The sequence below is a fragment of the Rhodococcus sp. C-2 genome (genome assembly GCF_027854095.1).
GTDB classification, from domain to species: Bacteria; Actinomycetota; Actinomycetes; order Mycobacteriales; family Mycobacteriaceae; genus Rhodococcus_F; species Rhodococcus_F qingshengii.
Genome location: NZ_JAQGFI010000001.1, coordinates 36,015 through 48,872, shown reverse-complemented (window position 1 = coordinate 48,872; position 12,858 = coordinate 36,015). Strand labels below are relative to the sequence as shown.

General features: G+C 62.6%; 13 protein-coding genes and 1 riboswitch. Of the genes, 2 read left to right on the top strand and 11 right to left on the bottom strand.

Annotated features, from left to right (window positions below; genetic code table 11):
• Positions 1-27: 27 nt before the first annotated feature.
• Positions 28-156, bottom strand: a riboswitch (glycine riboswitch).
• 220 nt (positions 157-376) lie between these two features.
• The 10 genes from PCS43_RS00245 to PCS43_RS00200 all read right to left on the bottom strand — a co-directional run bounded on the left by PCS43_RS00245 (position 377) and on the right by PCS43_RS00200 (position 7,060).
• Complete coding sequence (locus PCS43_RS00245; RefSeq protein ID WP_021344354.1) at positions 377-931, bottom strand: MerR family transcriptional regulator; 555 nt, start codon at positions 929-931, stop codon at positions 377-379.
• A gap of 332 nt (positions 932-1,263) precedes the next feature.
• Positions 1,264-1,737, bottom strand: a complete 474-nt coding sequence (locus PCS43_RS00240) for a bifunctional nuclease family protein (protein WP_003946194.1) — start codon at positions 1,735-1,737, stop codon at positions 1,264-1,266.
• 93 nt (positions 1,738-1,830) lie between these two features.
• Positions 1,831-2,568 carry a transcriptional regulator FtsR gene (ftsR, locus tag PCS43_RS00235; RefSeq protein ID WP_003946161.1) on the bottom strand — a complete coding sequence of 246 codons (738 nt, stop codon included), beginning with the start codon at positions 2,566-2,568 and terminating at the stop codon, positions 1,831-1,833.
• Positions 2,568-3,062: a glycogen accumulation regulator GarA gene (gene garA, locus PCS43_RS00230; protein WP_003946166.1), complete on the bottom strand. Its 495-nt coding sequence runs from the start codon at positions 3,060-3,062 to the stop codon at positions 2,568-2,570. The genes ftsR and garA overlap by 1 nt, the downstream gene beginning before the upstream one ends.
• Before the next feature lie 211 nt (positions 3,063-3,273).
• A complete protein-coding gene (gene gcvH, locus PCS43_RS00225; RefSeq protein ID WP_003946160.1) occupies positions 3,274-3,678 on the bottom strand; it encodes a glycine cleavage system protein GcvH in 405 nt (134 codons plus the stop codon).
• A 45-nt stretch (positions 3,679-3,723) separates the two neighbouring features.
• The gene (locus tag PCS43_RS00220) at positions 3,724-4,506 is read right to left on the bottom strand and encodes a DUF881 domain-containing protein (RefSeq protein ID WP_007731994.1); all 783 of its coding nucleotides are present in this window, start codon (positions 4,504-4,506) and stop codon (positions 3,724-3,726) included.
• Between the two features lie 3 nt (positions 4,507-4,509).
• Positions 4,510-4,860, bottom strand: a complete 351-nt coding sequence (locus PCS43_RS00215; protein WP_003946178.1) for a small basic family protein — start codon at positions 4,858-4,860, stop codon at positions 4,510-4,512.
• Between the two features lie 13 nt (positions 4,861-4,873).
• Entirely contained in the window at positions 4,874-5,740 is an 867-nt protein-coding gene (locus PCS43_RS00210; RefSeq protein WP_003946177.1) for a DUF881 domain-containing protein, read from the bottom strand.
• Positions 5,737-6,336 (bottom strand): CDP-alcohol phosphatidyltransferase family protein, encoded by a 600-nt coding sequence (locus PCS43_RS00205; RefSeq protein WP_030537518.1) that lies wholly within the window; start codon positions 6,334-6,336, stop codon positions 5,737-5,739. The genes PCS43_RS00210 and PCS43_RS00205 overlap by 4 nt, the downstream gene beginning before the upstream one ends.
• 109 nt (positions 6,337-6,445) lie before the next feature.
• Complete coding sequence (locus tag PCS43_RS00200; protein ID WP_003946186.1) at positions 6,446-7,060, bottom strand: NUDIX hydrolase; 615 nt, start codon at positions 7,058-7,060, stop codon at positions 6,446-6,448.
• A 139-nt stretch (positions 7,061-7,199) separates the two neighbouring features.
• On the opposite strand from PCS43_RS00200, the gene PCS43_RS00195 reads away from it, so the two are divergent.
• Both PCS43_RS00195 and PCS43_RS00190 read left to right on the top strand, forming a co-directional pair.
• Entirely contained in the window at positions 7,200-9,335 is a 2,136-nt protein-coding gene (locus PCS43_RS00195) for a bifunctional lysylphosphatidylglycerol flippase/synthetase MprF (RefSeq protein WP_042924704.1), read from the top strand.
• A 4-nt stretch (positions 9,336-9,339) separates the two neighbouring features.
• Positions 9,340-11,607, top strand: a complete 2,268-nt coding sequence (locus PCS43_RS00190; RefSeq protein WP_042451017.1) for a DUF2254 family protein — start codon at positions 9,340-9,342, stop codon at positions 11,605-11,607.
• On the opposite strand, the gene PCS43_RS00185 is transcribed toward PCS43_RS00190, so the two are convergent.
• Entirely contained in the window at positions 11,569-12,858 is a 1,290-nt protein-coding gene (locus PCS43_RS00185; RefSeq protein ID WP_042451019.1) for an alpha/beta hydrolase, read from the bottom strand. The two genes, PCS43_RS00190 and PCS43_RS00185, sit on opposite strands and share 39 nt — an antisense overlap.

Here is a 12,858-nt window from a genome sequence, read left to right as displayed (position 1 = left end):
CAGGACACACACCGAACTGCGGTGTGTTCCTCCCCCTCTGTCGCATGCTCGATTCCCGAGCGCCTGAGAGATTCGGTAGTGATCCGCCGAAGGCGGAAGCCACAGCCTTTCCCCGTCGGCGGGTGGGTTGTCCCACCGCTTTCCAGAGGCGTCGGAGCCCGTACGGTCCTTGGTGCCTGAGAGATTGACGGGGAGGTATTGCTCCTTCGGCGCCCTGATCCCGCTCACGACTGACCTTTGAGACAAAGACTGAAACAAAGACAAGTTCGGTGAATCGGTATCCGAGGCTCTCCCGTACGCCGGCGACGCAGGCCCAGTCTAGTTGACCGAAACGCCTACCTGCACCGTGGCATCCTCCAAAGAGATGTGACGTACGTTATCCGGTTTTGCGGCTGGCGCGATTCTTGCGTCGCGAAGCCAACTCGTCTTCCGGGTTGGGATCACTTTCGCCGCCGTCGGCCCGCTCGGCGGGGAAGTCGGCGATCGTTCCGGTGAGTTCACGCATCGCGCCACTGACTGCGATGCCGAATACGCCCTGCCCACCCTGGAGGAGGTCGACGACCTCTTCGGGGGACGTGCATTCGTACACGGTGGTGCCGTCGGAGAACAGAGTGATGTTGGCAAGATCGCGGACGCCACGCTTACGGAGGTGATCGACGGCAACGCGGATGTTCTGCAGTGAGATGCCGGTATCGAGCAGACGCTTCACGATCTTCAGAACGAGAATGTCCTTGAAGGAGTACAGACGTTGGCTTCCGGATCCGGCAGCGCCACGGATCGACGGAACAACCAACGACGTCCGTGCCCAGTAGTCGAGTTGGCGGTACGTGATCCCGGCGATCTGGCACGCACTGGGTACTCGATATCCGACGAGGTCGTCGGGGATGGAATCGTCCGGGAACAAGCCCGGCTGCAGCTCTTCGGAAGACATTTCTGCAGTCGCGGCACTACCGGCTATGCCCGTCCCGCGCTCATTCGACTGTTCTTCCACTGCCGTCTCCCTCTCGCTTCGCCATCATGTAACCAACCTGTGCTATCAGCAGTCACGAGAATCCCGTGCCGACCGAACTTTCAGATGTGAATCCAAGGCAGGTAATTCCATGAGTGGACTTACCCAGAGTACGCCTCGATCGACAAGGCGAGAAGATCTCCACCGCACGCAACGGTAAGTCCAGGAGGGTGCATGGTCAACGCAACACGCCGACCGAGACTCAACCTCTACTTGAGAGTTGAAGACTAAAGTCCGCAACCAGTCAATTCAGGCTAACCATCAGTGGCTTTGAAATCGTCCGGCGAGATGGTGTCGAGGAATTCCTTGAACTTCTCGACCTCGTCTTCGCGCTCGTCGGGAATGACCAGACCGGCCTCGGCGAGAACAGCCTCCGACGCGAAGATCGGAACGCCGATGCGCAGGGCCAATGCAATCGAGTCCGACGGACGTGCCGAGACAGTGGTCTGCTCGTCGAAGACGAGATCCGCGTAAAAAGTGCCCTCTTGCAGGTCCACGATCCGAACTTCCTTGAGGCTCCGACCGAAAGATTCGATCAAGATCTTGATCAGGTCGTGAGTCAGCGGCCGCGCCGGCTCGACTCCCTGTTGTTCGAGAACAATCGCGGTAGCTTCGGTTTGCCCGATCCAGATCGGCAGGTACCGATCGCCGTCGGACTCTCGCAGCAACAGGACCGGCTGATTCTGAGGCTGCTCGACACGAACTCCGATCACACGCATTTCGCCCATCGAGCTTGCCTCCAACCTGACGTGATCCAGCCGACCGACTCCGATGCGGTCGTACTGAAATTCTATTCGAGTGTGCCCCGCTGATCGAGGAACTCAGCGATCGAGACTTCCCCGAACTGCCGATTTGACCAGACACGTGTGCAAAGTCAGTGACAGAGCGGCCAGCTCCCGCACCATTTCCTCGGCACGATCACGTGCTCCGGCGTCACGACCCTTGGCAACCGGTCCGGCGATCTGAGTCACCAGCCCCGCTTCGCGATCAGCAGCCAACTTGAACGCCCGCAGATGGCGAACCTCCAAGCCGTACTCGGACATCGCCTTAGCGGTGCGCGCCAACGTCACGGCATCCTCGTCGAAGAAGCCCGCCGCGCCGGGAACGACCAAACCGGTGCGGATCAGATCGGTCAGAAACCGATCGTCGATGTCAGCGCGCGCGAGAAGATCCTGACGACCGACTCGAACTTCGCGATCGACCCGGAACGCCTCGGGTGAGACATCGCCCGTAGCGATCGACAGGACGCGAGCACGACGAGGCGCAGGAACTTCTGCACTCACCGTCGCTGCGCCACTGTCGATCGCTTCGAGTTGTTCTTTGATCACTTTGAGCGGCAGGTACTGATCGCGTTGAGCGGTCAGCACGAAGCGAAGACGCTCGCAGTCCTCGACAGAGAATCTGCGGTATCCCGACGGTGTCCGTTGCGGGCTGATCAAGCCCTCGGACTCGAGGAAACGGATCTTCGAAATCGTCACGTCGGGAAAATCTGGACGCAACCGATCCAGCACGGAACCAATCGACATTCCGGGCTGGCTCTGCTGCCGCACTGCCGTCATTAGCTACCCGCACCTGCTGACGACTCGCCGACCTGCGAACCGCCGGCACGAGGGCCGGTGAGGAACACCAGACGGAACTTGCCGATCTGAACCTCGTCACCATTCGCGAGAACTGCCGAATCGACAGGCTCACGGTTGACGTAGGTGCCGTTGAGGCTTCCGACGTCGACGACGTGGAAATCTGCATCTTCCTGACGGAACTCGGCGTGACGACGGCTGACGGTCACGTCGTCCAGGAAGATGTCGCTGTCCGGGTGCCGACCTGCCGACGTCGTCGGCTGATCGAGCAAGAAGCGGGATCCTGCATTCGGTCCCCGCTTGACCACCAGAAGTGCGGCTCCGGCGGGAAGGCCTTCCACGCCCGAAACCGGCTGCTCGGCGGCCGGTGCTGCAGAGGAGGTGTTGTCGAGCTCATTGAGGAAGTCCGCGCGGAAAACCGAAGTGGTCTCCGCCGGCGACTCCCCATAGCCCGCGTCGTTACCGTTCTCGCTCACTGTTTCTCCTCCTGGGTCAATCATCCAGATCATGAATCACTGGACTACGCAGTGCACTTTCTTCACGAGCATCTTTCACAGTCACGTTCGATACGGCCCTGCGCCCCGACTCGGCACATGCGTACCTAACGACCGTACCCTGCGCAGACCGCCGTGTGCAGCGAGACAGGCCGCGACACAACACGAGTTGGCCGGTCCACGCGCAGGTTTTCTACTCGGACGTGAGTCCCTTGTATGCCTCCGCGTCCAGAGTTGCCGCGAGTGCGGCGTCGAGTGTGGCCTCGTCGGCAACCTCGAGTTCGACCAACCAACCCGTGTCGTACGGGTCGGTGTTGACGAGGTCGGGCTGTCCGTCCAATTCACCGTTCGCTGCAAGAACTTTCGCAGTGAACGGAGCAAAGATGTCGGAGACGCTCTTGGTCGACTCGACCTCACCGAGCGATTCACCGGCGGTCACGTCTTCGTCGACAGCGGGAAGCTGGACGAACACGACGTCACCGAGCTGCGACTGAGCAAAGTCGGTGATACCGACTCGAACTGAGGTCGGGCCGGTTCGCTTCACCCACTCGTGCTCCGCGGTGTAGCGCAGATCGGTAGGTGTATCGAGCTCACTCACAGTGGCTTCCTTTCACAGGCCGTCCGAAAGTCGGACGCAAAAAGATCAATTTCCGGGTTGAGCGTATTGGCGCGGATTCAATTGTCGCAAGACGGAGATCGTGACCTGCTGCGATTGCTCGACGGACGACGTTCCGCCATTGCGTGCGACATTGTCGAAGACGCCTCCGGGAATGTTCAACGCTGCCGCCAATGTCGGCGGATCTCCGATCGCGGTCACAGTGTACGGCTGCTCGATCCGGGTTCCGTCCAATTCGATCTCGCCGCCGCGCCCACTCACCCACGAGTTCACGCCGATACGAATGGGTTCGCCGTTCGCACCTGCGATCGAGATGGCTTCGGCACCGGCAGCACGCAGTTCCTGGATGAGATCGAGAATCACTTCCGATCCGACCCCGCCCGCCGGATCTGTCAGGGTCATCGTCACACCCGGTCCAGTGGCCGGAGCGGTCCCCACTTGAATGGAGAGTGAGGTCAGCCGCGCCCGCGCCTCGTCCAGCGCTGCTCCCGTGTTGCCACCGGCTTCCAAAGTGGCAAGCGATTCCTGAAGATTCGCGACTTCCTGCCTCAGCGCGGCTTCGCGCCGATTCAAATTGTCGAGAACCACCAGGAGGTCGGCAGGGCGCGCTGCGTCGAGTGAATCTCCGGCCACTGTGCTGCGTACCTGTGTGGCAATCGCAACGCCGAGCACGCCCAACAGCACAGCAGCGAGGATTGCGAAGACGACGTTGGTGCGGTGTTTGGACGGTGAACGCAACTCGTGACGACCTTCACCCGCAGTGGTGACGGGAGGTTCTTCTTCCGGTTCGGTCGTGGAATGTTCCGCCATGACTCACGCTCCGAACAGTCGGCGTCGCAATGCCGCTGCGTTGCCGAAGATCCGGATACCCAACACGACGACGATCGCCGTCGAGAGTTGAGTACCCACACCCAACTGATCACCGAGCCAGACGATCAACGACGCGACGAGCACGTTGAAGACGAAGGAAACCACGAACACCTTCGCGTCGAAGATTTCGTCCAGATACGCGCGTAGTCCACCGAAGACGGCGTCGAGCGCCGCAACGACAGCGATCGGAAGATAGGGCTGGATCACGTCGGGCACCTGCGGGCTGAAAACTACGCCCAGGACGATGCCGACGACCAGTGCTGCGAGTCCGTACAGGGCGGAACCGGCCTTCATCGAACTCCTTCTGTCACTTGGGTTCTGTGGGTTCTGTTGCCACTCGGACGGCGCGAGGCGCCGCAGGCGGCAGAGTCAACGAATCGTCTTCGGCCACCGCGAAACCGACTCCGTACAGTTGCGAGACGCTAGACATTCTCACGTAGGCGTCGCTGACGACGAATTTCCGCTGCAGTGCTCGCGTGTCTCCGATCGCCTCGACGAGGTACGGGGAGAAAACAGGTTGGTTGTCGACGAGCATCGCGCCGCCCGCCTGACGAATGGTCACCGTCGGCCCGATTCGCACGCCGCCGACGGCGATCGCCTCCGCTCCCCCAGCCCACAGGGCGTTTACGACGGTCTGCAGATCGCGATCGAGGACAACTGTCTTACCGCCGACACTCCGTTGCGACGCATCCGAGAGGTTCGGGCGTCCGGCCGGGTCGGTCAACGTCACCACCAGTCCCTCTCCGTGAACAGCTTCGGCTCCTGCGCCGGATTCGACCGCTCGCAGTTGGTCGAGGACGGCGCTGCCGCGTGCATCGCCTTCGAGCGCCACGCCGCGCGCGGCGTCGACGGCGCCGCCGAGTGAATCGCGGGACGCGGCCAGTGAATCGATTCGATCCTCCGCATCACGGACCTTCGCCACCAACTCGCTTCGAACCTCTTCGGTGCCGGTCACCTGCTTCGTCGCCTGAACAGCCGAGACCGTGACGATGAACCCGATCAACAGTGCGCCGAGGGCCAGCCACGGCCCCGTCTTCGAGGATCTGTTCTTGGTGTGCTCGTGCTGGCGTTCGAATGCAGTTGCCTCGTAGCCCGGGTCGAGATGTTCGGTCATGAGTGACCGAAGCAGCGACGGTACCGGGTTACGACGGACGTCCTCCCCGGTCGACTTCATCGGGGCACGACCTCGTGGGTTCGCGCAACGTCAACGGCCTTGAGCACGTAGATCGCGGCAGTCCACACGTACAGGACGGTTCCCCAGATCAGGAAAGCGAAACCGAAGGCATGGGTGAACGGTCCGATGGCCCAGTCTCCGTGCCCGGCAAGAATCAACGGCAGCGCGAACATCAGTAGGAAGGTCGCAGCCTTGCCGAGATAAACCACCTCGGGCGGTGGCAGGCCACGCCTGCGGTAGATCGGCAGCGTCAACGCAAGCAGAAGATCACGGCCGATGAGTATCGCTGCGACCCACCAGGGAATGAAATCGCGGGCGACGAAGGTGACCAGTGTCGTCACGACGTACAGACGATCGACCAGCGGGTCGAGAAGCGCTCCCAGACGCGAGGTCTGTCCGAGCACTCTGGCCAGCTTGCCGTCGAGCCAGTCGGTGAACCCGCTGAGCATCAGCAGCGCCAATGCCCAGCCGTCCGAGTGCGTGACGAGCAGCAGGTAGGCGAACAGCGGCAGAGCGAGTAGACGCACGATACTGAGCACGTTGGGAACAGTGAGAATCCGATCCGTGGGGATCGGTTCTTGTTCGCCAGAGTTCACTGCACACACCTCGCGTCGTTCGATTGCCGTGCGGCCAGCTTTCCACAGCACGACGGACTATTCGCCGAGGCGCCGTAGCCTGAACTGTCCCGAGCGTGTCGAGCTGCCCCTATCTCCAGGCGAACACCGGCTGCTCGAGCTTGTCGATGCGCGTGTGCCGTCCGTTCAGCACTTCGCGGAACTGATAGATGACGGCTCCGGTCGGCGCATGGATCAGGCTCGTTCGGAACGGCCATTGGATCACCGGGTTCGGTGACTCCTCGATGGTGACGAAGCGCGAGTCCACGTCGAGCTCCTCCGACGTGACGGCATACACCTGGGCCACCTCGTCGGGATTGGGTACCAGTCCCCCGATGTCCTCGCCCGACCACATGACGAACGGCCGGATCACGAATCCCGAACGAGTGACGTAGTCGTCGAGCCGGCCGATGATCTTCGACTCGGGAACGTCGACACCCAGCTCCTCGGAAAGTTCCCGAACCGCTGCCTGTTCGGACGACTCGCCCGGGTCGACGCTTCCGCCCGGCAACGCGAATTGACCGGGGTGGGCGCGCATCTTGCTCGGCCGCTTCGTCACCGGGAACACTGGTGTTCCGTCCGCAGTCCGCATGACGACGATGACCACCGACGCCGAGCGCCTTCCGTCCAATTCGACCGACCGAGGTTCGAAAGCGGCAAGTGAGGCGACCACGTGGTCCCGATTCAGTAAATCTCCGTTCACCATGGCTCGACAGTAGCGCCACGAGACTGAGACCCTCAGCCAGTCTGGTCCATTTTGGCCGCTTCGCCTGATTATCGGTCTGTATTCCTGTCATGCTGAACAGGCAGAATCCACCGTGCGGCATGGCGAGAAGAGAACCTCGATGGCTGAGCAGTCCCAGACCCCCACCCCGCAGACCGACCAGAGCGCGCCGGGCGCGTCGAATCGGGCCTCTCGCTTCGCCTCCGACACGCTGAGCGTCCTGCGGCGTGTGCCGTTCACCGCGAGCGTAGTGCTCACCATCACCGTCGTCGGGATCGCGACCGGCGCCCTGTGGAATCACGTCCGTACCTACTCGTGGTTCAACGACATCGCCTACGGAGTTCCTGCCTTGCAGGAAGGCAAGTGGTGGACTCTCGTCACGGGGTGGTTCTTCGGATTGACGCCGGGTCAGTATGTTTCGATCATCGTCGTTTTTGCCTTCGCGGTCGGCTGGTGCGAATGGCGCCTGGGAACCAAGAACGCGGCCATCGTCACGATCAGCGGTCAGTTGGCGGGCGAACTCGGTGCATCGCTCCTCCTCTGGGCGGGCAGCCACACCGACTGGGATTGGGCTCGCAACCTCGCCACCCACCGCGACGTCGGCGTGACTACCGCAATCATCGCCGCACTCGCCGCGACCACAGCAACACTCCGCTCGCCCTGGCGAATGCGAGTGCGCGCCATTCTGTGTGCGTACATTGCGATCGCGTTCCTCTTCGAAGGCCGCCTCGCCGACGTGCAGCACCTCATCGCGGTCGCGATATTCCTGCCGGTGGGCGAGAAGTTCTTCGGCGACGGAGAGCGCGGGTTCATCCCCCGAACGCGACGCGAGATCCGCCTGCTCGGATTCATCGGCCTGCTCCTGATCGGCGTGGTCGAGATCGCCGTCTGGCTGTTCCCCGGAAGCGGACCGTTCGGGCCGACGGAAGCCGAAACCGGTTCGGGCTGGACGGCATTGATCGACGTGGTCATCGTTGCCCTCATCGCGGACCAGTTGCGACGAGGTCGCCGCTGGGCCTGGTGGGTTGCCGTGGTGTTCGGTTCACTGACGGTCTTGGCCACCGCCCTCGTCCTCGTCTCGGTCATCTTCTTCGACTACGAGAGCGCCGGCGCCGTCACGGTCGGTACCGCGCTGCTCTGGCTTCTCGAACTCATCTTGTTGATCAAGGGCCGCCACGCTTTCCACGTACCGATGCGGCGCAAGATTCGAGGCGGGCCGTTGTCCGGGAACGATCCGCGCGCCGCCGCTCGGGAACTGCTCAAACGACACGGCGGCGGAACCATGTCGTGGATGACGACGTGGGACGGCAACAGTTACTACTTCGGCGAGTCGGGTGAGAGCGTCGTTGCATTCCAACGGCATGTCGGTGTCGTCGTGGTCCTGGCCGATCCGATAGCGAACCCCGACCGACTCGCCGCAGCGGTGGACGAATTCACGACGATGTCCGAAGCCAACGGCCTCACTCCCTGCTTGTTCTCCGTGGGGAAGGAGACAGCCGACGCCGCCACCCGGCGTGGCTGGCGCACCGTTCAGGTCGCCGAAGACACGATCGTCGACCTACCAGAACTGCAGTTCACCGGTAAATCCTGGCAGGACATCCGCTCGGCGCTCAACAAGGCCAAGAAGGACGACATCACCTTCCGGATGACAACATTGGCCGACGAGCCGTTCTCCGTATTGGCTCAGGTGCGCGCCATCTCCGAGGAATGGGTGGGCGACAAGGGGCTACCCGAGATGGGGTTCACCCTCGGAAGCGTCGAGGAGGCGCTCGACCGCGACGTCCGGGTCGGCTTGGCCGTCGACCCGACCGGAAGCATTCACGGCGTCACCTCGTGGTTGCCGGTGTACGGCGAAGGCGGCGTGGTTCAGGGTTGGACACTCGATGTCATGCGTCGACGTCCCGACGGGTTCCGTCCGGTGGTCGAGTTCCTCATCGCATCGTCGGCCCTCGAGTTCAAAGAACAAGGTGCCCAATTCGTCTCACTGTCCGGAGCACCGCTCGCACGCAGCGACGACGGCGCCGACGCCGCATCGATGGACCGCCTGCTGGACATGCTCGGAGCCGCGATGGAACCGCTGTACGGCTTCCGGTCTCTTCACGCGTTCAAGAAGAAGTTCAAGCCGAGGTACGAACCCGTTTTCCTGTGTTTCCGCGACGAGGCCGACCTGCCTCGGATCGGAATCGCACTGACGCGTGCATACCTGCCCGACGCAACGGCTCCTCAGCTGATCAAGCTCGCCACCAGCAAGAGTTGACGCCGTGCGGTCCTGGTTCGAGCACACGGTCGTCGACACCGGCAGGCTCCCGCTGTTCTTCCTCCTACTCGCCTTTGTCCTGACGTTCCTGTTCATCCGCTTCAGCGTCCGGATGATCCGGGCCGAGGTCTCGTGGTGGCCAGGCAATGTCACGCCCGGTGGAATGCACATCCACCACATGGTTTTCGGTTTGATGATGATGCTCGTGTCCGGCTTCGCCTTCATCGCTCTGGCCGACTATCACACCCCGATCGCCAATTGTGTTCTCGCGTCGGTGTTCGGTATCGGCAGCGCGTTGGTCCTCGACGAGTACGCACTCGTGTTGCATCTGCGCGATGTCTACTGGGCCGAGGAAGGTCGCTCGTCCATCGACGCAGTGTTCGTTGCCATCGCGATCTCGTTCCTTTTCCTTCTCGGGGTCCACCCGATCGGGTTCGCGGGAGAGTTCGACCCGTACGAGGAGGACCGTAGCCTGGCGACGTTGATCGGCGTTGTCGTCGCGATCGTGATCCAACTCGGACTCGCCGTGATCACGTTGATGAAGGGCAAACTCTGGACCGGCTTGATCGGGCTGTTCTTCACCCCACTTCTGTTGATCGGAGCAATTCGGTTGAGTCGCCCGGGTGCGCCGTGGGCGCGCTCGCGTTACCGCGACAAGCCGGCGAAGATGAGCCGGGCAGTGGCCCGTGAACAGCGTTATCGCGAGCCGATGATCCACGCGAAGATCTACGTGCAGGAAACGGTGTCGGGAAGTTTCGGTTCCGCTCCCCCGCCCCCACCACCGCTCCCCGTCGTCGACACCACAACCCCCACGTCGAAGGTCGGATTGTCGCGGCGGCTCTCGGACAGAATTCGCTGGCGTCGAACTCGCCGACGACTACGAACAGTCCCCGTCTGGCGTCTCCCCGTGATCCTCGTCGTCCTGTCCGTCGTCACCGCGAACATCCTCGTCGGGATCGACGGAGATCTCGTCAGCGACGGCGACGTCGGTACCATTTCCGAGGGCGTGGACGCCGGGGCCACCGCGACGCTGCTCAGCGTCATCGCCGGCGGGATGATCACTCTCACCGGTCTGGTGTTCACCGCCATCACCCTCGCAATGCAGTTCGGCGCATCGCAGATTTCGGTGCGGGTGGTCCCGATGCTTGCGCAGCAGCGGGTGATGCGGTGGTCGATCGGCATGTTTCTGGCCACGTTCGTCTTCTCCTTGATCATTGCGCTCGATCTGGCGCTCGATTCGGAGAATTCCTCACCGACCATCTCCACGGCGATCGCACTGCTTCTGGCATTGGCCAGTGCGATCCTGTTCATCGCGTTGGTGGCGAAGGTCGGGTCGATTCTCAATTCCAGTCGGTTGCTGCGTTGGATAGCGGCCCAGGGCCGGAGCGCGACGATTCGTGCCTATCCGCTGTACGAGGACCTGCCCTCTGGCGCACCGAAACCCAGTCAGCCGCTCCCCCTACCCCAACCGCGCGAGTCCGAGAACTCCGAGAGCGCCGACGCACTGGTGATTCGCCTGCGCCACCTCTCACCCGACGGCCGGATTCTGCTGGCGATCGATCTCGCACGACTGCAGCGGTTGGCCGGCCGCTGGGACGTCTCGGTCGAAGTCGTCCCCAGCATCGGCGAGTTCGTCGCCCAGAACGCGCCCCTCTTCGAGGTACGCGGACCCTCGCTGAAGGTACGCCCGGACACCTTGATGTCGTGCTTGATCTTCGGTGACACGCACAGCCCGGTCGTCAGCCCCGGTGCAGCGCTTCAGTCGATCGTGGACATCGCGCTCAAGGCGCTGTCACCCGCCATCAACGACCCGGGCCGAGCCGTGCAGGCTCTCGACCACATCGAAGATCTTCTGGTACTTCTCGCCCCGCGGGTCCGCTTCGACACGTCAACCTCGGATCTCACGCTGATCCGAGGGCAGCAACGCACCTGGACCGATTACGTGTCCGTCGCCACCGACGAGATCCGGCACTTCAGTACCAATTCCGCGCAGGTCCAGCGTCGTCTACGCGCGGTATTCGCGACCTTGCTCGAAGCCTGCCCGCCGGACCAGCACCCTCCGCTACTCGAGCGCGTCGACGCACTCGATGCGCAATTGAACCGAGAATGGACCGGCGCACTCGACCTTCGGCTCGCGAGTGTGGCGGATCCGCAGGGATTGGGCTCCGAAGCCGGGGCGACCGGAAGAATTCACCCGCTGATCATCGGGTCTTCGGAACTTCCGGACGATCGTTCATCCGGGCAGGCCGAGTCGCGTTCCCAGCCAACCTAATTGACTCGCCAATCCAGCCGACCACACTTGGAAGCTGTGTCCTCCGTCGACCTCGGCGTATTGGACGTCCATCCCTGCGGCTTTTGCGGCTTCGTAGAGCGTTTGAAGACCTGGGCGGTAGTCGTTGTCCTGTTTGCCGACCACGAACACCCCGGCGCTGTCGGGGAACTTCTTCTCCCGGAGCAGATCCTGCGGATTCACTGCCACGAACGCGGCTTCATTGCCGCCGAACGCTGCATCGACCGTCTGCTTGCGATCGCCGAGTGTGGGTTCGATCTGACCGGACAGATCCAGGAACGTCGGATAGACCGCGGGGAAGTTCGTTGCCATCTGGAACGCGCAGGTGCCGCCGTAGGAAAGTCCCCCGATCGCCCACTTCCTCGGGTCGGGATCCACCTGGAGGTTCCCGCGCACCCAGTCGGGAACATCGCGCGAAAGGTACGTCGCGACGTTCCCGAGTTGGGAATCGACGCAGAGCGGATTCGCCAGTTCCGACCCGGTCCCGTCAGCAACGACGACAACGGGAGCCAAGCCCGAATGCGCAGCGGCGTAGGTGTCCATGGTCTGGACGAGACGTCCGCCCTGTAGCCAGTCCTCGGGCGCGCCTGGTTGGCCGGCTAGCAGGACCAACACGGGCAACTCCGGTCGTGGGTTGGTGAAATACGCGGGCGGTAGGTAGATCTCGGCGTCGCGGGCGCTGAATCCGGAGACCGTCCCCGCAATCGTGACCGTGCTGACCTTGCCCGCCGACGGCATGTCCGTGGGAGCCTTCCATTGCGAAACCGGTACCGCCCCGTCCTTGCCGTCGTCCAGGTCTGCGAGTGAAACCTTCTCCGCGTCCGAGAGTCCCAGCGCTGTTCCCAACGTCGGATACGACTGGAACTGCAGATTCACGTGAGCCGCGCTCGACACGACCACCAGGAGCACGGAGACCACGGTGAGCACGCGACCGTCGATCCGCGTCGCCGCAAATACCCGCGAAACACCCAGCAGCACGCCGAGAATGCCCAACCCGATCCACACGTAGACCGGACGGGCAATCGGATCGGGGAACGGGTGCCACACCTTCTCGATCAGCCAGTACAGCACGAGAGTGATCGCGATTGCCGCGACGATGCAGACCGGAATCGAGATCAGGACGTGACGCCTCGATCTCGAGAAGATCAGCCACAGAAGTGCCAGAATTCCGAGCACCGTCACCACGGGCGGAACCGGGCCCGTGACCAGCGACAGATCCGTGATCGTGTGCAC

What these genes read in the sequence shown, in the direction of transcription:
- PCS43_RS00245 (WP_021344354.1), bottom strand. Translation starts at nt 931, where the DNA reads ATGTCTTCCGAAGAGCTGCAGCCGGGCTTGTTCCCGGACGATTCCATC.
- PCS43_RS00240 (WP_003946194.1), bottom strand. Translation starts at nt 1,737, where the DNA reads ATGGGCGAAATGCGTGTGATCGGAGTTCGTGTCGAGCAGCCTCAGAAT.
- ftsR (WP_003946161.1), bottom strand. Translation starts at nt 2,568, where the DNA reads ATGACGGCAGTGCGGCAGCAGAGCCAGCCCGGAATGTCGATTGGTTCC.
- PCS43_RS00220 (WP_007731994.1), bottom strand. Translation starts at nt 4,506, where the DNA reads ATGGCGGAACATTCCACGACCGAACCGGAAGAAGAACCTCCCGTCACC.
- PCS43_RS00215 (WP_003946178.1), bottom strand. Translation starts at nt 4,860, where the DNA reads ATGAAGGCCGGTTCCGCCCTGTACGGACTCGCAGCACTGGTCGTCGGC.
- PCS43_RS00210 (WP_003946177.1), bottom strand. Translation starts at nt 5,740, where the DNA reads ATGAAGTCGACCGGGGAGGACGTCCGTCGTAACCCGGTACCGTCGCTG.
- PCS43_RS00200 (WP_003946186.1), bottom strand. Translation starts at nt 7,060, where the DNA reads ATGGTGAACGGAGATTTACTGAATCGGGACCACGTGGTCGCCTCACTT.
- PCS43_RS00195 (WP_042924704.1), top strand. Translation starts at nt 7,200, where the DNA reads ATGGCTGAGCAGTCCCAGACCCCCACCCCGCAGACCGACCAGAGCGCG.